At 34.7% G+C, this 20,736-nt stretch carries 20 protein-coding genes; 7 read left to right on the top strand and 13 right to left on the bottom strand.

All coding sequences use genetic code 11. The annotated features are described in order from the left end of the window. Window positions 1-26 precede the first annotated feature (26 nt). The 4 genes from KHA98_RS12435 to KHA98_RS12420 all read left to right on the top strand — a co-directional run bounded on the left by KHA98_RS12435 (window position 27) and on the right by KHA98_RS12420 (window position 4,313). Window positions 27-1,505, top strand: coding sequence for an MFS transporter (locus tag KHA98_RS12435; protein ID WP_213258253.1), 1,479 nt, complete (start codon window positions 27-29; stop codon window positions 1,503-1,505). 78 nt (window positions 1,506-1,583) lie between these two features. Next, complete coding sequence (locus KHA98_RS12430) at window positions 1,584-2,843, top strand: alginate export family protein (RefSeq protein ID WP_213258252.1); 1,260 nt, start codon at window positions 1,584-1,586, stop codon at window positions 2,841-2,843. Window positions 2,844-2,973: 130 nt separating this feature from the next. Beyond that, window positions 2,974-3,687, top strand: coding sequence for an exonuclease/endonuclease/phosphatase family protein (locus KHA98_RS12425; protein WP_213258251.1), 714 nt, complete (start codon window positions 2,974-2,976; stop codon window positions 3,685-3,687). Window positions 3,688-3,692: 5 nt separating this feature from the next. Then, window positions 3,693-4,313 carry a class I SAM-dependent methyltransferase gene (locus KHA98_RS12420; protein ID WP_213258250.1) on the top strand — a complete coding sequence of 207 codons (621 nt, stop codon included), beginning with the start codon at window positions 3,693-3,695 and terminating at the stop codon, window positions 4,311-4,313. A 105-nt stretch (window positions 4,314-4,418) separates the two neighbouring features. Here the strand turns inward: KHA98_RS12420 and KHA98_RS12415 are convergent, their stop codons facing one another. Beyond that, window positions 4,419-5,123 carry a Crp/Fnr family transcriptional regulator gene (locus tag KHA98_RS12415; RefSeq protein ID WP_213258249.1) on the bottom strand — a complete coding sequence of 235 codons (705 nt, stop codon included), beginning with the start codon at window positions 5,121-5,123 and terminating at the stop codon, window positions 4,419-4,421. A gap of 184 nt (window positions 5,124-5,307) precedes the next feature. Here KHA98_RS12415 and KHA98_RS12410 point away from each other — a divergent pair, with 184 nt between their 5' ends. From KHA98_RS12410 to KHA98_RS12400, 3 genes are all read left to right on the top strand, one after another. Next, window positions 5,308-8,823 (top strand): nitrate reductase, encoded by a 3,516-nt coding sequence (locus KHA98_RS12410; protein WP_213258248.1) that lies wholly within the window; start codon window positions 5,308-5,310, stop codon window positions 8,821-8,823. Between the two features lie 81 nt (window positions 8,824-8,904). Continuing rightward, a complete protein-coding gene (locus tag KHA98_RS12405) occupies window positions 8,905-10,335 on the top strand; it encodes a rubredoxin (protein WP_213258247.1) in 1,431 nt (476 codons plus the stop codon). A gap of 364 nt (window positions 10,336-10,699) precedes the next feature. Next, on the top strand, window positions 10,700-11,335 hold the full coding sequence (locus KHA98_RS12400; protein ID WP_213258246.1) for a hypothetical protein: 636 nt from the start codon (window positions 10,700-10,702) through the stop codon (window positions 11,333-11,335). Window positions 11,336-11,519: 184 nt separating this feature from the next. On the opposite strand, the gene moaA is transcribed toward KHA98_RS12400, so the two are convergent. From moaA to KHA98_RS12340, 12 genes are all read right to left on the bottom strand, one after another. Next, on the bottom strand, window positions 11,520-12,527 hold the full coding sequence (moaA, locus tag KHA98_RS12395) for a GTP 3',8-cyclase MoaA (RefSeq protein ID WP_213258245.1): 1,008 nt from the start codon (window positions 12,525-12,527) through the stop codon (window positions 11,520-11,522). Beyond that, window positions 12,514-13,428: a bifunctional molybdenum cofactor biosynthesis protein MoaC/MoaB gene (gene moaCB, locus KHA98_RS12390; RefSeq protein WP_213258244.1), complete on the bottom strand. Its 915-nt coding sequence runs from the start codon at window positions 13,426-13,428 to the stop codon at window positions 12,514-12,516. The genes moaA and moaCB overlap by 14 nt, the downstream gene beginning before the upstream one ends. 9 nt (window positions 13,429-13,437) lie before the next feature. Continuing rightward, entirely contained in the window at window positions 13,438-13,869 is a 432-nt protein-coding gene (locus KHA98_RS12385; RefSeq protein WP_007807486.1) for a molybdenum cofactor biosynthesis protein MoaE, read from the bottom strand. Between the two features lie 201 nt (window positions 13,870-14,070). Continuing rightward, window positions 14,071-15,144, bottom strand: a complete 1,074-nt coding sequence (moeB, locus tag KHA98_RS12380) for a HesA/MoeB/ThiF family protein (RefSeq protein ID WP_213258243.1) — start codon at window positions 15,142-15,144, stop codon at window positions 14,071-14,073. A 197-nt stretch (window positions 15,145-15,341) separates the two neighbouring features. After that, window positions 15,342-15,581, bottom strand: a complete 240-nt coding sequence (locus tag KHA98_RS12375; protein ID WP_213258242.1) for a MoaD/ThiS family protein — start codon at window positions 15,579-15,581, stop codon at window positions 15,342-15,344. A gap of 2 nt (window positions 15,582-15,583) precedes the next feature. After that, a complete protein-coding gene (gene cobA / locus KHA98_RS12370) occupies window positions 15,584-16,372 on the bottom strand; it encodes a uroporphyrinogen-III C-methyltransferase (protein ID WP_213258241.1) in 789 nt (262 codons plus the stop codon). A gap of 6 nt (window positions 16,373-16,378) precedes the next feature. Further along, on the bottom strand, window positions 16,379-16,948 hold the full coding sequence (locus KHA98_RS12365; protein ID WP_213258240.1) for a molybdenum cofactor guanylyltransferase: 570 nt from the start codon (window positions 16,946-16,948) through the stop codon (window positions 16,379-16,381). A 176-nt stretch (window positions 16,949-17,124) separates the two neighbouring features. Continuing rightward, window positions 17,125-17,871 carry a sulfite exporter TauE/SafE family protein gene (locus tag KHA98_RS12360; RefSeq protein ID WP_213258239.1) on the bottom strand — a complete coding sequence of 249 codons (747 nt, stop codon included), beginning with the start codon at window positions 17,869-17,871 and terminating at the stop codon, window positions 17,125-17,127. Between the two features lie 167 nt (window positions 17,872-18,038). Then, window positions 18,039-19,211 (bottom strand): molybdopterin molybdotransferase MoeA, encoded by a 1,173-nt coding sequence (locus KHA98_RS12355; RefSeq protein WP_213258238.1) that lies wholly within the window; start codon window positions 19,209-19,211, stop codon window positions 18,039-18,041. A 166-nt stretch (window positions 19,212-19,377) separates the two neighbouring features. Further along, on the bottom strand, window positions 19,378-19,626 hold the full coding sequence (locus KHA98_RS12350) for a DUF6755 family protein (protein WP_116750722.1): 249 nt from the start codon (window positions 19,624-19,626) through the stop codon (window positions 19,378-19,380). A 15-nt stretch (window positions 19,627-19,641) separates the two neighbouring features. Next, window positions 19,642-20,154: a QcrA and Rieske domain-containing protein gene (locus KHA98_RS12345; protein WP_213258237.1), complete on the bottom strand. Its 513-nt coding sequence runs from the start codon at window positions 20,152-20,154 to the stop codon at window positions 19,642-19,644. A 10-nt stretch (window positions 20,155-20,164) separates the two neighbouring features. Then, a complete protein-coding gene (locus KHA98_RS12340; RefSeq protein WP_111285404.1) occupies window positions 20,165-20,734 on the bottom strand; it encodes a 4Fe-4S dicluster domain-containing protein in 570 nt (189 codons plus the stop codon). Between the last annotated feature and the right edge of the window lie 2 nt (window positions 20,735-20,736).

Raw genomic sequence — 20,736 nt, 5'->3', positions numbered from 1 at the left:
TATTTTTACATAAAAATATAAGTACTATGAAAAATACAAACTCACTATCGCAATCACACAAAATTTTATTTTTGAACACATTGGCTTTTACAGTGTGTTTTGCCTGTTGGACTTTAAATGGGGTTTTAGTAACCTTTCTAGTCGATAACGGAATTTTCCACTGGGATGTTATTCAGGTTGGATGGCTTCTTGGAATTCCGATTTTGACAGGATCTATAATGCGCTTGCCAATTGGAATCTTAACAGATAAATTTGGCGGAAAATATGTTTTCTCTCTTTTATTATTACTCAGTTCAATTCCGTTATTCCTCCTTCCCTACGCTGACAGCTTTTTTATGTTTGCTGTACTTAGTTTCTTCTTCGGAATGGTCGGCACTAGTTTTGCAGTCGGAATTGGCTACACTTCTATCTGGTATCCAAAAGAATGGCAAGGGCGCGCATTAGGAATCTTCGGAATGGGAAATGCCGGAGCCGCAATTACTACATTCTTAGCTCCTTCCTTATTAAATCATTTTTCAATAAACGATCCGCAAAATGGATGGAAAATACTTCCTGTAATTTATGCTGTTTCTTTAGTTGTAATTGGCATTGCCTTTTTAATTTTCGCTAAAAACAAAAAATTAGAAAACAATACCAAAACTATTTCCCAAATGCTTACACCGCTTAAATCAGAAAGAGTTTGGCGCTTTGGAGCTTATTATTTCTTAGTTTTCGGATGCTTTGTCGCGTATTCTCAATGGTTGTTACCAAACTTTATGAATGTTTACCAAACGAGTTTAGTTATGGGCGGTTTATTTGCAACCATGTTCAGCTTGCCTTCTGGTGTAATCAGAGCTTTTGGAGGATATTTATCTGATAAGTTCGGAGCCCGAAAAGTTATGTATTGGGTATTGAGTTCTTCCGTTGTTTTAAGTGCTTTATTAGCAATTCCAAAAATGGAAATTATGACTTCGGGGCCGGGAATATTAGCGGCTAAAAAAGGAGTTGTAAATCAAATTAGTGATAAAACCGTAAAAGTTGGAGACAAAGAATATCCAATTGCGCAAAAGAAAATAAACTCAAGCGAAAACACCATTTTTCCAACAACTTCAAGCTGGCAGGATGTGGTTGTAGCAAACAATCAAAATGTGGCAAAAAAAGAATTGATCGCAAAAGGTGTAACCGTTATAAAATTTGACGCCAATATGTGGGTATTCCTGATTTTAGTAATTCTGATCGGAATCTCATGGGGAATTGGAAAAGCAGCGGTTTACAAACATATTCCGGAATACTTCCCTACAGAAGTTGGTGTTGTAGGTGGAATGGTTGGAATGATTGGCGGTTTAGGAGGTTTCTTTGGCCCAATTATTTTCGGATATTTACTTACTGCAACCGGAATCTGGTCAAGCTCATGGATTTTTATTCTCCTGTTTTCAACTATTTGTCTGGTTTGGATGCACTATACTATTTTAAAAATGGCACCAAAAAAACAACCTGAATTGGTTTTAGCACTGGATGCACAATAAATAACAACAATATGATTTTAATCACATTTTTAAAGGAAAAAATCTTATAAATTTGCCTCATAATTAAAACCATGAATCATGAATAAACTGAAATTAATTATTTTATTACTTGTCGGAATCAGCTTTGAACTTCAGGCACAGGAATTAGATGTAAATCTGCAAATAAGGCCTCGATTTGAATACAGAAATGGCTACAAACAACCTTTACTTTATGGCCAGGAAGGTACATCGCAAATTTCACAACGTTCGCGTTTAAATTTCAACTACAAACAAGACGATTTTATTGTAAAATTAACTTTTCAAAACACCAGAACCTGGGGCGATGTAGCTCCCGCAACAACTGCCGATAAAAATGGTGTTGCCGTTTTTGAAGCCTGGGCACAATATAACTTCACAGAAAAATGGAGTGCCAGAATGGGGCGTCAGGTTCTTTCTTATGACAACCAGCGTATTCTAGGTGAAATGGACTGGGCACAACAAGGTCAAAGCCATGATGCCTTAACTGTTTCTTACCATAGCGAAAAACAAAAATTAGATTTTGGAGGTGCCTATAATTCAAATGCAGAAAACGTTGTACAGACACCTTACACCGTTGCTAATTATAAAGCAATGCAATATGCATGGTACCACAATCAATTCAACAGCGATTTTGGTTTAAGCTTTTTAGCACTTAATACAGGTTACGAATATACTAATCTTGCTAATAAATTATTGGTCGATTATACACAAACCTTCGGACCTTATTTAACTTATAAAAAAGGTAAAATCGATACTAACTTCTGGCTCTACGGACAAACCGGAAAAAGCACCGATTTACAAGTTAGTGCCTATAATATCGCAGCAAATTTTGGATACAATATTACTGATAGTTTTAAAGCTGGTTTAGGTTATGAATTCTTATCTGGAAAAGATTCTAATGACGGAAGTACAGTAATAAAATCATTTAACCCTATTTTCGGAACCAACCACGGATTCAATGGTTACATGGATTATTTTTATGTTGGAAACCACTTAAAAAATGTTGGTTTACAAGACGCTTTCATTAAACTGAATTACAATGTAAACAAATGGCAATTTGCTTTAATTCCGCATGTATTCTTATCAGCTGCAGATGTTGTTACACCTCTAAATGAAAAAATGGATTCGTATTTAGGAACGGAGATTGATGCTACATTTGGATATAATTTCAAAAAGAATATTACGCTTTCCGGAGGTTATTCTCAAATGTTTGGTTCAAAAACTATGGAAATTGTTAAAGGCGGAGATACCAGTCATTCTAACAACTGGGCTTGGTTAATGATCTCTGTAGATCCTAGAATTTTCACTTATAAGAAATAGAAATTTCATCTATATAAAATTTTAAAAACACCCTTTTTCGCATTTTGAAAAAGGGTGTTTTTTTGCTTTTAAATAGGTATATTTGATGAGTCATTTTCAATTAATTTGATTTCTCAAAAGACAATTAAATATGAAACTCATCGCTTGGAATTGCAACATGGCATTCAGAAAAAAAGCTCAGTATCTTCAAGCTTTCAATCCTGATATTGCTGTAATTTCTGAGTGTGAAAGTCCTGATAAACTCAAATTTCCGGACAACACAAAATTACCTTTAGATATTCTTTGGTATGGAACAAATCCGCATAAAGGACTTGGCGTTTTTTCTTATAGTGATTATCGATTTCAGTTAATGGATTGTCATAATCCGGATTTTAAAAACATTCTTCCAATTGCTGTAACTGGCGGAAAAATTGATTTTACTTTATTTGCTGTTTGGGCAAATAATCCATCAGACAAAGATGGGGCTTACGTAACTCAGGTTTGGAAAGCAATTAATTATTATGACAATTTAATCCAAGAAAACAAAACCATTTTAATTGGAGATTTCAACAGCAATACCATTTGGGATAAACCGAGAAGAGAAGGAAATCATACGACAGTAGTAAATAAATTGGCAGAAAAAAATATTTTTAGTACCTATCATAAATACTTCAATCAAATTCAAGGTAAAGAACAGCATCCGACCTGGTATCTGTATCACCATGAAAACAAACCGTATCATCTTGATTATTGCTTTGCCTCAAATGATTTTATAGAAAGATTAGAAAATGTCGAAATCGGAAATTATCAAGACTGGACGATGCACAGCGATCACAAACCTTTAATAATCAAATTTAATATATAAACTAAATGAACAACTGGACTCAAAGATGGGACGACCGTTACAAAACTGAAGAGTTTGCTTACGGCGAAGAACCTAACAATTACCTAAAACAACAAATTGAAAAACTAGAAACCGGAACCATTCTTTTCCCTGCAGAAGGCGAAGGAAGAAATGCCATTTTTGCAGCAAAATCAGGCTGGGAAGCTTCTGCTTTTGATATTAGTGAAGAAGGCAGAAACAAAGCACTTCGCCTCGCAGAAAGCAACAATGTTTCGATTGATTACCAAGTTGGCGAATTAGAAGTTTTAGACTTTTATGAAGAACAATTTGATGTGATCGCTTTAATTTATGCGCATTTCCCGGCAGCAATAAAATCGGATATTCATAAACAATTGGATAAACTTTTACGAAAAGACGGTATTATTATTTTTGAAGCTTTCAGTAAAAAGCATTTGGAATACGTTACCAAAAATGAAAAAGTAGGCGGACCAAAAGACATCGAATCTTTATTTTCAATAGAAGAAATAAAAGCAGATTTTCCTAACTACGAAATCATCGAACTGGAAGAAAAAGAAATCGAACTCAGTGAAGGTTTATTCCATAACGGAACCGGTTCTGTAATTCGATTTGTGGGAAGAAAAAAATAAAACCCACCCGACGTAGAGACGCACTGCAGTGCGTCTCTACAATAAATGTACTTAAAGAATACACAGCAAAACCTAAGCCTCTTAGAATCTTAGCAACTTAGAACCTTAAAAATATTTATGCTCCATAATTTCAGTTCTCAACTCTGAAATTCCCAAAATCCCAACACGTTTTCCTTCTGCTTTGATCAATCCTTCTTTTTTTAGACTTGATAAAATACGAATTGCTTGTTCTTCTGTAGTTCCGGCAAAATCTGCAATTTCCTTTCGCGAAAGCTCAATATCAATTAAACCGTTAATTTGCCCAAATTTTCGATGAATATAAAGCAGCAAATCAATCACACGTTCGCGGACATTCATATGTGCAATTTTTCGAATATTGTTTTCACTTTTATTTAATTCTTCAGCATAAAACAACATTAAAGCATAGGTAAACTCGGGAACGTGCTGTAAAATTTCCATCATGGTTTCATTACTGAAATTACACAAAACAGTATCCTCCAACGCGTAAGCACCAATCAAATAACGTTTACTCGTTCCGAATCCGCGAAAACCTATTGTATCACCATTTGTAGTTAAACGCACAATTTGTTCACGACCGTTAATTCCGGTTTTTACCGTTTTTACTTTTCCTGAACAAATAAAATAAAGTCCCTGCAACGGCGCACCTTCCGTAATAAATTGCTGCGATTTTTTGCAAACAAAACTATGCTTCTTCAAAACATATTGTTTCATTTGCTCCAAATGCAGATGCTTTTTAATGAAACAATTTTCATTAGTGCAACTATAACAAATAGCTTGTTCTTCTTTCATGAGTTCAATTTTTCAGCATTAAACGTATTTGTTGTTCCTCATTTCTTTTCATCAAAAATAAAAAAATAAATTCAAAAATTAAGTATTAATACGTAAATAATACTTATTTTTGTTTTGAGTTAAGTACGTGATTTATTTAAAATCAAAACTCATTTAGTAAAATAGTATCCAAAACCAAACTATAATGCAAAGTACCAAAATCAAAACTACCTGTTCCTATTGTGGCGTTGGCTGCGGAATAATCGTAACCAACGATGCTAAAAATGGTGTAATGGTTGAAGGCGACAAAGATCATCCGGTAAATAAAGGAATGTTATGTTCTAAAGGAATGAATTTGCACTACGTAGTTAACGATACTTCAGACCGAATTTTATATCCTGAAATGCGCGGAAGCAAAAATTACCCGCTCGAACGCGTAAGCTGGGACACCGCACTTGACCGTGCAGCGGCTGTTTTTTCATCCATCATAAAAAAACACGGACCAGACAGTGTTGGTTTTTATATTTCAGGACAATGTTTAACCGAGGAATATTATTTGGTCAATAAATTGGTAAAAGGTTTTCTGAAAACAAACAACATCGATACCAATTCCAGACTTTGCATGAGTTCTGCCGTTGTCGGTTATAAAAAGACTTTCGGAGAAGATTCTGTTCCAATTGCTTACGATGATATCGAATTGGCGGATACTTTTTTAATCACAGGCGCAAATCCTGCCTGGTGCCACCCTATTCTTTTCAGAAGATTAGAAAAACACAAAGAGAAAAATCCGAAAATAAAAGTAATTGTAATTGATCCCAGACGCACCGATACAGCAGCTTTCGCCGATTTACATTTACAAATTATTCCGGGCTCTGACATTATTTTATACCACGCCATTGCCAGACGCATTATAGAAAAAGGACATGTAGATCATGATTTTGTAAAAAACAATGCAGAGAATTTCAAACAATATAAAGATTTAGTTTTAGGCACTTCTTTAGAAAAAGCTTCTAAACTTTGCGGAATTTCGGTAAACGATATTAAACTAGCTGCCGATATTATCGGAAAAGCCAAAGGATTTATTTCGCTTTGGGCAATGGGATTAAATCAAAGTGCCGTTGGCGTAGATAAAAATACCGCTTTATTAAATTTGTCTTTATTAACCGGACAAGTAGGAAAACCAGGTTCCGGACCCTTTTCACTTACCGGTCAACCAAATGCAATGGGTGGACGCGAAGTGGGCGGAATGGCAACACTTCTAGCTGCACACAAAGACATAGCAAATCCTACGCACCGAAAAGAAGTTGCTGATTTTTGGGGCGTTGACGAGATTTCAGACAAACCAGGGTTAACTGCAACAGAAATGTTTGAAGCCTTAGAATCCGGAAAAATGAAAGCCGTTTGGATTATCTGTACCAATCCTTTAGTGAGTTTACCCGATTCAAGAAGAATTGAAAAAGCACTTCAAAATGCTAAATTCGTTGTCGTTCAGGATATTTCGCATAATGCAGATACAGCTAAATTTGCCGATCTGTTACTTCCGGCTGCCGGATGGCTGGAAAAAGAAGGAACAATGACCAATTCAGAGCGTCGTATTTCGTATTTGCCCAAAGGAATTAACGCGCCGGGCGAAGCACTTCCGGACATCGAAATTTTAATTCGCTTTGCTAAAAAAATGAATTTCAACGGGTTCAATTTCAACAGTGCCGAAGAAATTTATAAAGAACACTGCGCACTCACCAAAAACACCAATATTGATATTTCATTTTTAAATTATAATCGTTTAAAAACCGAAGGAACTTTTCAGTGGCCAGTTCCTGATTACGGACACCCGGGAACTCCAAGATTATTTACAGACAAAAAATTCTATACGCCATCTGGAAAAGCAATTTTCAATCTGCCTGTTTCTATCGAAAATACATCGGTTCAACCCAATGCCGAATTTCCTTTTATTTTAACCACAGGAAGAATTCGCGATCAATGGCATACGATGACCAAAACAGGAAAAGTATCGAGATTATTAACCCATATACCAAGTCCGGTTTTAGAAATAAATCCGATTGATGCTTACAAAAATGAAATTAAAAACGGAGATATTGTTACGGTAACCAGTAAAAACGGCGAAGTTCGTGTAAAAGCAAAAGTTACAGATTCTATCAAAGAAAAAGTGCTCTTCTTACCAATGCATTGGGGAAAACAGCTCGAAAATGATTTAAACAGAACGAATAATTTAACGAACACTGTTGTTGATCCAGTTTCAAAAGAACCGGATTTTAAATACACAACCGTTTCGATTACCAAATATGTAAAACCATTTCAGAAAATTGCTATTGTTGGCGCCGGAGCGGCTTCATTCCGATTTATTCAGAACTATCGTGAATTCAATACCACCGACGAGATTATCGTTTTTTCAAATGAAATGAATCCGTTTTACAATCGCGTTTTACTTCCTGAATATATGACGGGAGAATTTAGCTGGGAACAACTTTTAAAAGTAAAAGACGGCGAAGCTTTCAGTAAACTAAAAATTACCATGAAAGCCGGAGTTGCAATTGAGAAATTAGATCCAAAACAAAAAACAATCATCGACAGTGAAGGACAATTTCACACTTTTGATTCCTTGATTTTAGCTACCGGAAGCCGTCCTTTCGTTCCCGAAAATGCACAGTTACATCTTCCTGGCCGATTTACGGTTAGAAAAAAAGAGGATGCTGATCGATTAAAAAAACATTTGGACAGCACCAATCTTCCGCCAGAAGAACAGCATGTGGTCATTATTGGCGGTGGATTATTAGGTTTGGAATTAGCTGCGGCTTTAAAACATAAAAAAGTAAAAACCACTATAGTTCAAAGAGCTTCGCGTTTAATGGAGCGTCAATTGGACTTGATTTCAAGCAAACTTCTGGCCGAAGAAGTACAACTTCGTGATATTCAAATTTACTTTGATAATGAAGTTAGTACCGTTTTTGAAACTGATAATCCAAACGAAATTGAAATTGCTTTAAAAAGCGGAAAAATCATTACGGCAAATGCAATTGTATACACAATCGGAACAATTCCAAATATCGAAATTGCCCGAGAAAGCGGTTTGTCTTGCGGACGAGGCGTTAAAGTAAACCAGTATTTACAAACCTCAAATCCAGATATTTTTGCGATTGGAGAAATAGCTGAATTCAATAATAAGTTATTCGGAATCACTTCTGCCGCCGAAGAACAAGCTGATATTCTGGCGAACTTTTTAGCGGGTGACATCAGCAGTTATTACAAAGGTTCGATTTTAATGAATATCCTAAAACTAGAAGACATTAATCTTTGTAGTATTGGCGATATTGAAATTCCGGAAAACGACGATTCTTACGAGGAAATTATTTTCTCGGATCTCAAAAAACGCTATTACAAAAAATGCATCGTAAAAGATGATCTTTTGGTCGGAGCGATTTTAATGGGCGATAAAAACGAGTTTGCCGAATTCAAAACCATGATCGAAAGCAAAATCGAATTATCTGACAAACGAAATTTATTACTTCGAGGAAGCTCAACAGCAAAACCTGTTTTAGGAAAATTGGTTTGCTCATGTAGTCAGGTCGGAGCCGGAAATATAGAAGAAACAATAAAAAGCGGTGTAAACGATTTCACCGATTTATGCAAAAACACAGGCGCAGGTTTAGGCTGCGGAAGCTGTAAAACAGAAGTAAAAGAGATACTCGCTAAGTGTAAATAGTTTCTTTTGTTTCAGGTTTCACGTTTCAAGTTGTTGGAACGTGAAACCTGAAACAAAGAAAACCTGAAACAAAATAAACAAATGGAGTTAACAAGATTAATAGTAAAAGGAGGCGTTATTTCACCAGGAGAATTACGTGAGGTAGTTAATATTGCTTTAGAAGAAGGTCTCGAGTCGATTTCGTTTGGTTCAAGACAAGATATTATTTTCCCTCAAGGTTTTAAATCTTTGGACAAAACTACTTTAGGTAAACATCATTTTGTTTATCCCGACCAAAAAAGCGGTAATAATATCGTTTCCTCTTATGTTTCAACCGATATTTTCAGAAATACAAACTGGCTTACCGGAAATCGTTTTTTATATATTTTAGAAGAATTTAAAGAACAGCCAAAACTTAAAGTCAACATAACTGACCCAAAACAGCAGTTGGTTCCTTTGTTTACGGGGCAATTGAATTTTATCGCTTCAGAACACGAAGATTATTGGTATTTATACATTCGCCTCCCAAAATGGGAAAAAATGGAAATGTATCCTGTTTTGATTTACAGCTGGGATTTAGCCAAAATCTATTACGAAATTGAGAAAATTGCCAAAGATGATGCTGTAGATATCGAATTGCTTTTTTCAATGGTAAGTGAAATTTTAGATACTAATAACAGAACAATCGACAAACCTCTTAATATTCCGTTTTATCCATTTCCGTATTACGAAGGAATGAACCGAATGGGAATCGATCAATATTGGTTGGGTTTGTATTGGCGTAATAATCTCTATGATTTAGATTTTCTGAAAGAAATGTGCGATTTGTGTTTTGAATGCAAAATTGGGAAAATCTGTATTACGCCCTGGAAATCATTTATCATAAAAGGAATCCCAAAAGACCGAAAACTCGAATGGGAAAAATTCTTAGGTAAACGCGGAATCAATGTTCGTCATTCTTTACTGGAATTAAATTGGCATTTACCTGTTGCAATGGAATGGGCTTTGAACCTGAAAACATTTCTGGTTCGAACTTTAGATCAATTCGACATCAGTACATACGGATTAAATTTCGGGATTTCAGAATACAATCGCGATGGACATTATTTCACTTCGATTGTCATCGAAAAAAACGAACTTCCGGCGGCTTTAGAATCCATTAAAATCAGAGATACTTACAATGTTTTGTTTGCGAAGAATTTCGACCCAAACACGCGCGAATACATTGTGCATTCACAAGACATTGATAAGCTGGAACTTCCGACGATTTTAATTGAATTAAGCCGTAAATATTTCGACGAACTCGGAAATGCTGCATTAGAAACAACAGAAAGTCCGCAGAAAAAAGAAAAACCACAATTAGATATTTACCAATGTCAGGAATGCTTATCGCTTTATAACCCGGAATACGGAGACGAAAGCCAGGGAATTCCAAAAGGCCTTCTATTCACCGATTTATCCGACACTTATTGCTGTTCTCTTTGTGAAGCCCCAAAAAGCAATTTCAGAATTTTGGAATTGGTAAAAAGTTAATCACAACATTTAGAATATTTATTAGGAGCTATTCCCGCTGTCCGCTGTATCTTTTGTTTTTTAAAGAAAAAAACAAAAGGATGTCGCTTCCATCGGGGCTATGGCATCCATTTTCAAAAGAAATAATTCGTCTATCCCTTTTTTATTATACAGCAAATTCTTCCATTTTTTCATGTAGAATTGTTAAGAGATTTCAGTTTAAAAATTCAGAAAAAATGCTAAACATTTAGACATCAGTTATTTAATTTGAAAAATAACCGAAAAACTTAACATTGAGAAGCTTGTTTTATATTTATCTTTACTTAACTGAGAATTAACAATTTAGTTACATTGCTAGTAAAATACTTATCAAAAGCACTTTTATATGGAAAATAAACCCGAAGAAACTACTCCTGAGAAAATCGATTCTCCGGCAGCAGAAACTGCAAAGCCAGTTACCGAAAAACCTGTAAATACAGCTCCTGCAAAAACACCTGTTCGTAAACCTGCGGCTGCCAAACCTGTAACAACAGCAAAACCCGCAGCTACAAAATCTACAACTTCAACTACTGCAAAGCCAACCGCAACAAAAGCACCGGCAAAACCAGTTACAAAAGCAGCAGCTCCGGCAGCAACAGTAAAACCGACAGTAAGCAGAACTCCTGCAAAAAAAGTAACAGCTCCTGTAGTAAAGCCAGCAGTTATTGAACCAATTGTTGAAATAAAAGAAACTACAACGGAAGTTATTGCAACTGAAGAAAAAGCTAAAAATAAGTCTAACGATAAAAAGAAGAAAAAAGTGAAAGACAAGGAAAAAGAAAAAGCCAAAAAGAAAGCAGCAAAGAAAAAAGATAAAGCTAAAAAAGATAAACAGAAAGAAAAAGCTAAAAAAGCAAAACTAAAAGCTGCAGCAAAGAAAAAAGAGAAAGCGAAAAAAGCAAAGGAAAAAGCTAAAGCTAAGAAAATTGCAAAAAAGAAAGCAAAGTCTAAAAAGAAAGCAAAAGCTAAAAAGAAAAAATAATATTAAGAAAGGTTTGACGTAAAGTTGAGCCTTTTTTGTTTTTTGTCATTGCTGAGAAACTAGGAATCGCACAATCCCGAAGCTTTGGGACGCAAAGAGCATCCCCATTTTTGTCATCCTAACAAACTATACGCTTATCTTTGTCAAAGTTTAAAACTTTGACAAAGATTTTTAAAGACAAAATCTATCCCCCAATCGCAATCATACTACGATTATCAAAATGAAGTGCCGGATCATCCATTTCATCAATAGTAACCATTCCAGCGCGGACTTTCTTTTTATTTTGAATAGAATCTGAAATCAAGTTTTCAATAGATTCACCATTTCTAAAAGCCGTCAATAAATCGGTTTCAGAATTCGAGAAAAGGCAATTTTTTATTTTTCCGTCTGCTGTAAGTCTGATGCGGTTGCAACTGTCACAAAACGGATTGGTAATAGAACTTATAATTCCGAAATTACCCTGAAAACCTTTTACTTTATAGGTTCTTGCTGTAAAGTTTTTTTCATCTTCTAATTTCTGAATTTCATTTGATGAAAATTCTGTTTCAACTAAAGACAAAATCTCTTGCTGAGAAACCATTTTACTCCTATCCCACTCATTTCCTGCAAAAGGCATAAATTCAATAAAACGAACCGAAATTGGAAGAAACTGTGTCAGTTTTACAAAATCGATGATTTCGTTATCATTAAAACCTTTCATTAAAACCACATTCACTTTTACTTCAAAATCATTATTCAAAAGCAAGTGTAGATTATCAATAACCTTCTCAAACTGATTTCTAAGCGTTATAGAATGAAATTTTGACGAAATAAGTGTATCTAAACTCAAATTGATCTTTTTGACTTTAAACTGCTTTAAAACGTCTATATGACGATCAATTAAAATTCCGTTTGTAGTTATAGAAAGAGAAATTCCTAATGCTGATAATTTAGAAACGATTTCTGGGAAATCTTTTCGAAGCAAAGGTTCGCCTCCAGTTAATCGTATTTTGTCAACACCATTTTCTGCGAAAGTTTGAGCAATTGCAAAAATCTCATCAGCCGTCATTAAACTGGCTTTTGGAGAAAGCGCGATTCCGTCAGCAGGCATGCAGTACGTACAACGCAGGTTGCATTTTTCCAGCAGCGAAATGCGCAAATAATTGTGTTTGCGCCCAAAACCATCCGTTAAAATAGTGTTAGAGACTGTCATGATTTTTTCCTTTTAAAATATGAAAAACGTGCAACAAATGCGGAAAAACAGCATCCATAGATTCTCTTGCTCCGTTTGTTGATCCCGGCAAAGCTAAAACTACTGTTTTGCCCAAAGTTCCTGCAACCGTTCGTGATAACATGGCATACGGCATTCTTTGCTGCCCGTAATTACGAATTGCTTCTTCAATTCCCGGAATTCGGCTTTCTAATAATGGTGCCAAAGCTTCCGGCGTAACATCTCTTGGAGACAATCCAGTTCCGCCCGTAAAAATCACTAATTGATTTTCTTTAGCTAAAGCTTTTGTTTTTTCCTGAATAATGTCCAATTCATCAGGAATAATTTCATAATGAGAAGTTTCAACTCCATAAGAGTCCAATTTCTCTACTATCACTTTTCCTGATCTGTCTTCTTTATCTCCTGCAAAAATGGAATCGGAACAAACAAAAACAGCCGCTTTAATTGCATTCGGAAATTTATTTTTGAAAGACGATTTTCCGCCTTCTTTGTTAATCAATTTTATCGTCGAAATTTCGATTTCTTTATCAATCGGTTTCAACATGTCGTACATTGTCAATGCCACGATCGATGCACCATGCATGGCTTCAACCTCAACTCCAGTTTTATAAACCGTTTTTACTTTGAAAATAATATGAATTTCCAGACCTTCGATATTATATTCAACCGAAGTAAATTCAATAGGAAGCGGATGACAATCGGGAATAGATAAATGTGTGTTTTTAACCGCAAACAATCCCGCGGTTTTTGCCATTTCCAGCACATTCCCTTTTGGCACTAAATTGTTTACAACAGCATCAATTGTTTCTTGTTTACTGACTTTTACAATTGCAGTTGCAGTTGCGACTCTTAAAGTGCTTATTTTATGCGTAATATCTACCATTTTTATTTATTAGGTATTTTGTTTCCAGGTGAATGTATCGTTTTCAAACATTTCTTTACCAAAAATTGGCACATCGGTTTTTATCCAGTTTACAATGGCTTCTGTCGCTTCATAAACTTGTTTGCGACGTGTTGCCGAAACGAAAACAAACAAACAGATTTCGCCTGCTTTTACAACTCCTAAACTGTGGTAAATGTGCATGCAGGTCAAGTCGAATTTAGCAAAAGCTTTTTCTCTAATTGTATGCAACGCTTCATTTGCCATATCTGTGTAAGCTGAATAATCAATCGCAACAACGGTATTGTCATGAATTACATCGGCACGAACTTGTCCCAGAAAAATATTATGTGCGCCAATCGTGTGTTTAGATTGGTGTTTTGCAATCGACTCTGCTATAAATTCAGGAGAAATCGGCCCTTCTACAAATACATTTTTACTCATTTTTTTATGTTTTTTTTCCGCCACTCCCGATAGCTATCGGGATCACGAATTATTTCTCTCGCAGATTTTGCAGATTGAGCAGATTTTCATTTGCTTTTGTCCGGCTGAGCGGAGTCGAAGCCTGAAGCCAATTGGAACGCCCTTCGACTCCGCTCAGGGTGACAACCTCACTTAAATCCTTTTAATCTGTGTAATCTGCTGCTATATTTTTTCTTCTTTTAATAATTGCTTCATTTCTAAAACTCCACCCAAAATACTTTTTACTTTTTGAAATTGATTTTTCTGGAGCAATTCAACTGCAATTTTACTTCTTATTCCGGATTGACAGAAAACAAAAATCAGTTGGTTTTTATTTAGCTTTCCCAATTCATTTTCCAAATTTAAAAGCGGAATCTGAATACTGTTTTTGAATTTAATTTTCGGAACTTCATCTTCATTTCTAACATCTAAAAACAAAACTTCATCGTTATTGATTTCATCTAAAATAGACTCAAAATATATTTCTTGAATTTGATTTTCCTCTGAATTATATTTTCTTTCGAAATCTTCTTTTGTTAATTGAAGATTTGAATTTTTATCAAAATCATATTTCTGTTGTTCGTTTTTCAGAATATTGTAAACTAATATTTTTCCGCTTAAAACCTCTCCAATTCCGAGAATCATTTTTATGACTTCATTGGCCTGAAGCATTCCAATAATTCCAACCGAAATTCCGATTACACCAGCGTCTTCACAATTTAGAACGTTCGTGTTTTCATCGGGATATAAACATCTGTATGTTGGTCCGTTTTGGTAGTTGAAAACCGAAACTTGTCCCTGAAACCTAAAAATTGATCCGTAAACCATTGGCTTATTCGTAACCAAACATGCATCATTTATCAAATATTTTATCGAAATATTATCTGTTGCGTCAACAATAATATCATATTTTTCGAATAACGAAAGGGCGTTTTTTCCTGATAATTTCTCAAAAAAAGTATTGATTTTTATTTCCGGATTTAATTCTGAAAGCATCACTTTAGCCTCTTCTGCCTTAGATTTTCCAACAGCCGAAGTTTTATAAATAACCTGACGATGTAAATTCGAAACTTCGATTACATCATCATCGACAATTCCGATTTCGCCAACTCCGGCCGCAGCTAAATATGGTAAAATTGATGCGCCCAAACCTCCTGCACCAATCACCAAAACTTTTGATTTTGCTAATTTTTGCTGACCTTCATCCCCTATTTCAGGAAGAATTGTTTGTCGGTTATATCTCGTTGATTCTTTCATTACTATTTTAATTATCCCGCTAAGTATAATTCATTCTAACACATAGGAACATAGCTTTTTGTAGCTTTAAAAAAGGCGTTTCACTAATTTAAATGCACATAGCTATCTATGTGTGGAAACTTGTTTCTTCTACTCTCTTTTTTCGAATCAAAAAACTATGTTTCTATGTGTTAAAATATTTTTTTTCAAATTTCAACTTAACCGCCTGCAAACGGTGGTAATAAAGCGACAATATCACTTGTTTGTAAAGTGTAATCAGCTGCTTTTGAAACTATTTTTTGATTTACTGCAACGCTAAAAGTCAGTGATTCGAACTCGTATTTTTCGTTTAAATCCTGCAAAAGTTTCTGCAATGATAGTTCTTCAGAAAAAGATAGTTTCTCGAATTCGCATTTTGTTTTTTCAGCGACAGCCCCAAAATATTTAACCTCGATCATTTTTATAAATTTAAATTTTGAAAAATGAATTCATCTTCAAAATGTTCCTGAAAATACGAAATCCAACTTGAAGTATTTCTAACAACTTCGCCAATTACAATTATTGCCGGAGATGAAATATTCTTTTCGGATACCAATTTAGTAATTGTGTTTATAGTTCCAATCACTTTTTGCTCTGAATTTTTTGTTCCGTTTTGAATAATAGCAATTGGTAAATCGTCATTTCTGTTTTCCTGATAGATGGAAATGATTTCGTTTAATTTATGCATTCCCATTAAAATCACCACAGTCGCTGCCGATTTTGAAGCCAATTGAACGTCTTTTGATAATTTATGTTCAGAAGTTGTTCCTGTAATAACCCAGAAACTTTCGGCAACTTTTCGTTGTGTCAAACTAATTCCAACTGAAGCTGGAACTCCTAAAGCAGATGAGATTCCGGGAACAATTGCTGTTTCGATTCCATGTTCTTCTGCAAATTCAATTTCTTCGCTTCCTCTTCCAAAAACAAACGGATCACCACCCTTTAAACGCACAACATGTCCGTAGCTTTTTGCCATTGAAACAATCAAATCGTTAATCTGATCTTGTGTGTAGGCGTGGCAGCCTAAGCGTTTTCCAACAAAAACAATTTCAGCATTTACCGCGTATTCTAACAATTCTTCGTTTACCAAAGCATCGTATAAAACGACATCTGCATTTTCTAAAGCTTTTATCGCTTTTAGTGTAATCAATTCAACGTCACCCGGACCTGCGCCTACGATCGTTAATTTTGGTGTTTTTAAACTTTGCATACTCTTTTAACTTAAATTGATATTCAGATCGTTTAATTCGTCAGCCGAATTAATATTGGTTAAATGAAAGTTTTCACTTTCTTCAATATGGATGATTTGATGCGGAATATTCGCAAGCAAGTTCATCATTTTCAAATCGTCGTTATCAATTGCGCTTTTGATAACAGGCAACACTTTTTTAGAATAAATCCCAATTAAAGGATGTAATCTGCTTTCTGAAGCAAAAACCGTGATTTGGGCTTCTGTATTATGTTTTGAAATTAATTCCTGTAATAATTCGGTTGAAATTAACGGAATATCACAGCTTAAAATCAAATTAAATTCGGTTTCAGAATTTGATAATGCAGTGTAAATTCCGCCCAACGGACCTTTATCTACAATCAAATCCGGTATTTTTTCATATGCCAGATAATCATATTCTTTTGATGCTGTAATCAGCTTTATGTTATCTGTAATAGGTAAAATCGCCTGAATTATATGTTCTATAAACGGTTTTTCCTGAAACAAAACCAATCCTTTTTCAGATTGCATTCTGGTGCTTTTTCCTCCACAAAGAATAAATACTGTTGTTTTCATTTTGTTTTTGTTTCAGGTTTCAAGTTTCAAAGTTTCAAAGTTTCAAGTTTTTCTCATCTTGCGTTCCAATGGTTGAAACCAGTGGCTATGTTCATAACATTTCGTTTTCGATTTTAATATAACCCAAGGTTTCAACCTTGGGTACGCAATGCTTGTCATTCTTTAATCTAAATTATTTAAGGAAAAATCAATTTAATGCTTGCCATTAAAATAACTGTTCCTAAAACCATTTTTAATGTTTTATTTGAAAAAGAGCCGCTTCCGTAAAATCCTCCCAACATTCCTCCTACAACTGCAATTGGAACTAAATAAAAACTTTCTATCGGAATTATTTTTCCTCCCAATAAAAATCCTAACATTCCGGCAAATGAATTCACAAAAATGAATAAACTCGAAATTGCCGCCGATTCTTTAACTGATGCCCATCCTAAAAATAATAAAAATGGACTTAATATAATTCCACCGCCAATTCCCAACATTCCTGATAATAATCCGATAACGAAACCAATTGTCAAGGCAAACGGAAGATTGATTTTTACTTCTTCTTTTTCTTTAAAATTAAAAACTCCAAATAATCTTAATGCTGCAAAAACTAATACAATCCCTAAAATTATTTTATAAATCGTATTGTCCAATGTTATAAAACCGCCAATAAATGCTGCCGGAATTGATGCTATCGCAAAAGGATAAAACAGTTTGGGTTTGAAATAATTTTTACGATAATAAAATAAGAACGAAATACTCGAAACAAACAAATTCAACAATAAAGCCGATGGTTTCATCACCGAAATCGGGAAAGCAAAAATGCTCATCAAAGCCAAATATCCAGATGCTCCGCCGTGTCCTACGCTTGAATATAAAAATGCAATGACAATTAAGGCAAAACTGAATAGGATTATATTTTCGGAACTTAGGAGATTCATTTTTTATTTATTTGTTTTTTTGTTTCAGGTTTAAAGTTTCAAGTTGCTTAGCTATATGTTTTTATTTATACAGCGCTTTTCATCATTTACCTTAAAATTCTATTCTCTTTACTCTTTATTCTATTTTCTTAAAGATCTCAAAATCTAACAATCTCAAGATCTAAATTCTAATCAATCGGCAGTAACGTTACTAACTCGCCTTTTTTATAATTTTCAACATTTTCCGGAACAATCAATAAGCTGTTGGCAATTGCAAATGTGTTTAGCATTGCGGAACTTTGGCTGTCTAAAACAGTAACATTTGTTTCGTCGTATTTTGCTTTTAGAAACAATGTTTTTCCGGTACTGTTTTTAATTTCTGAATTTAATTTTCGAACTACTTTTGGCTTATAAATTTCTGCAAACCCCATTCTGTTCTTTACTGCCGGTGCGACATAAATGTAAAAATTAGTCAGTGATGAAGCCGGATTTCCCGGAAGTGCAAAAACTAACGTTTCATTTTTAGAGCCAAAAAACATTGGTTTCCCGGGTTTCTGATTAATTTTATAAAAAAGCTCTTTTACATCGTTTTGCAATAATGCTTCTTTTACAAAATCATAATCTCCAACTGAAATTCCACCTGAAATAAGAACGATATCGAATTTTTTTAAAATATCCTTTAAAGCTTTTTTCGTTGCTTTCAGATTATCTTTAACTCTGTAAACTTTCGTTTTTTTAATTCCAATTGTTTGAAGCGCTGCCTCAAGCATAACGGAATTACTTTCGAAAATTTTTCCTTTTTTTAGCTTCTTCCCAGGCTGAACTAATTCATTTCCGGTTACTAAAATCGCAACTTTTGGTTTTTTATAAACCTCAACTTCTGTAATTCCTAAGCAAGCTAAAAATCCGATTGCTGCAGGAGTTATAAAAGTATTGGCCTCAAAAACTATATCATCTTTGCCAATTTGCTCTCCTTTTGGACGAACATTTGCCATTTTTTCCGGCATGCTGGCAATCAAAATTGAATCTTTATTTGCCATTACATGTTCCTGCATTACTACTGTATCCGCATCATCAGGAACGTAAGCGCCTGTGAAAATTCGGATCGCTTCAGTTGCTTCTAATTTTATATTTGAATGATCTCCTGCCTGAGAAATCCCAACAATGTCATATTGATGTCGAACGCTGTGCGTAAACGCATATCCATCCATCGCTGACTGACGAAAGGGCGGCATATCAATAGGCGAAATCACTTTCTCTGCCAAAACGTATCCTAAAGCTTTACTAACAGCAATACGTTTTGTTGGCATTTTTGTACTGTTCGCTTCAATAATTGCTATGGCTTCTTCAACTTTAATCATTACCGGTATATATTAAAAGCAAAAAATACTTATTACAAATATAAGTATTTTTACTTAGTCAAAATCATTAATAAACTTAATTCTTTAAAAAATATAAATTTAGTACAATTAATACAAATAGATTCAGAAAAAACCAAAATAGCTTTTTGAAATTAACGATTTGATTTTATTTCTTTCTGAAATTTCCCTTCGGAAGATAATAAAGCCATGCAAAACCTATAAAAAACAGGACAGCAGAAGCTATAAAAGCTGGAATTAAAATTTCTTTATTATTATCTAATGCATTATTCAAGGAAGCATATAAAAGCCATATCTGAATGCTGACGTTTAAAATTAAAATAAAGATCAGTGTTGAAAGTATATTATTCAACTTATTAGGATTTGCGCGATTTTGACTTCGTCTAAAAGTACTCATAATTCTACGTTTAAATTAGCTTTCTTTTTTCTCAATTAATGCTTTTACAAAAACAGCATTTTCTTTAAATATTACTTCTAATTGTGGTAAAGCACGCGGCGGTGGCCCGGCAATCACATCGCCTGTCATAGCATCGAAAGAACCTTCGTGACAAGGGCAATGTATAATTCCGGTTCCGGGTTTATAAAATACAGAGCAGGAAAGATGTGTACACTTTTGTTCGTATGCTCTAAATTCTCCACTCTCAAGATGTATTAAAATATACGGAATTGTGCTTCCTTCTAAAACAAAACCTCTCGTTCCGCCAACAGGAACATCTTCTTTATTACAAATAAAATGTTCGCCCTGAACTTCTTCTTTTGGTAATAAGAAGGCTTTTGCAGTTACAAATCCACTTCCTACCATTAAACCTCCGGAAACAAACGTTAGGAATTTAGCAAAATCGCGTCGGCTTACCTGAGTTGATTCTTGTTTTTTTATGGGGAAATCTTTTTTCCAGTTTTGATTTAAATTATCTTCTTTAGACATGACTCGGCATTTAATAAATTCGTAATTCTGTACTTCCTTTCGGCATCATAATATTGACCTTTGTTTTTACTTTTTCTTTTCCAAAGATGAAATTATTGATTGGTGTACTGTTTGGTCTCATTTCTTCGATTTGTTCTCTTGTACCGTAAAATAAAGCTCCACTTGGACAAACTGTTGCACACATTGGTTTTTTACCTACGCTTGTTCTATCGTAACACATGGTACATTTCATCATCAAATCGTATTCTTCGACTTTTTTTGGTACTCCAAAAGGACAAGCCATTACACAGTTGGAACAACCAATACATCTTTCTGTACTTGCGGTGTGCACAACTCCAAATTCATCCTGAGAAATAGCATCTGCCGGGCAAACATTGGCACAAACCGGATCTTCGCAATGCATACAAACCTGAACGGTAGTTTGTATCGTTGCTGCACGATCTACATAATTCACACTGATTAAAGTTTGCTGACCGTTTGTTTCACATTCGGCGCAGGCCATTTCACATGCTTTACAGCCAATGCAGCGCTGCATGTCTACAAAAAATTCTTCACTTGTATTAAAATTGGTTAAATTCATAA

The sequence above is a fragment of the Flavobacterium branchiicola genome (genome assembly GCF_018383905.1).
GTDB classification, from domain to species: Bacteria; Bacteroidota; Bacteroidia; order Flavobacteriales; family Flavobacteriaceae; genus Flavobacterium; species Flavobacterium branchiicola.
The sequence above is the reverse complement of the archived record's forward strand: the minus strand, read 5'-3'. Positions and strand labels throughout refer to the sequence as shown.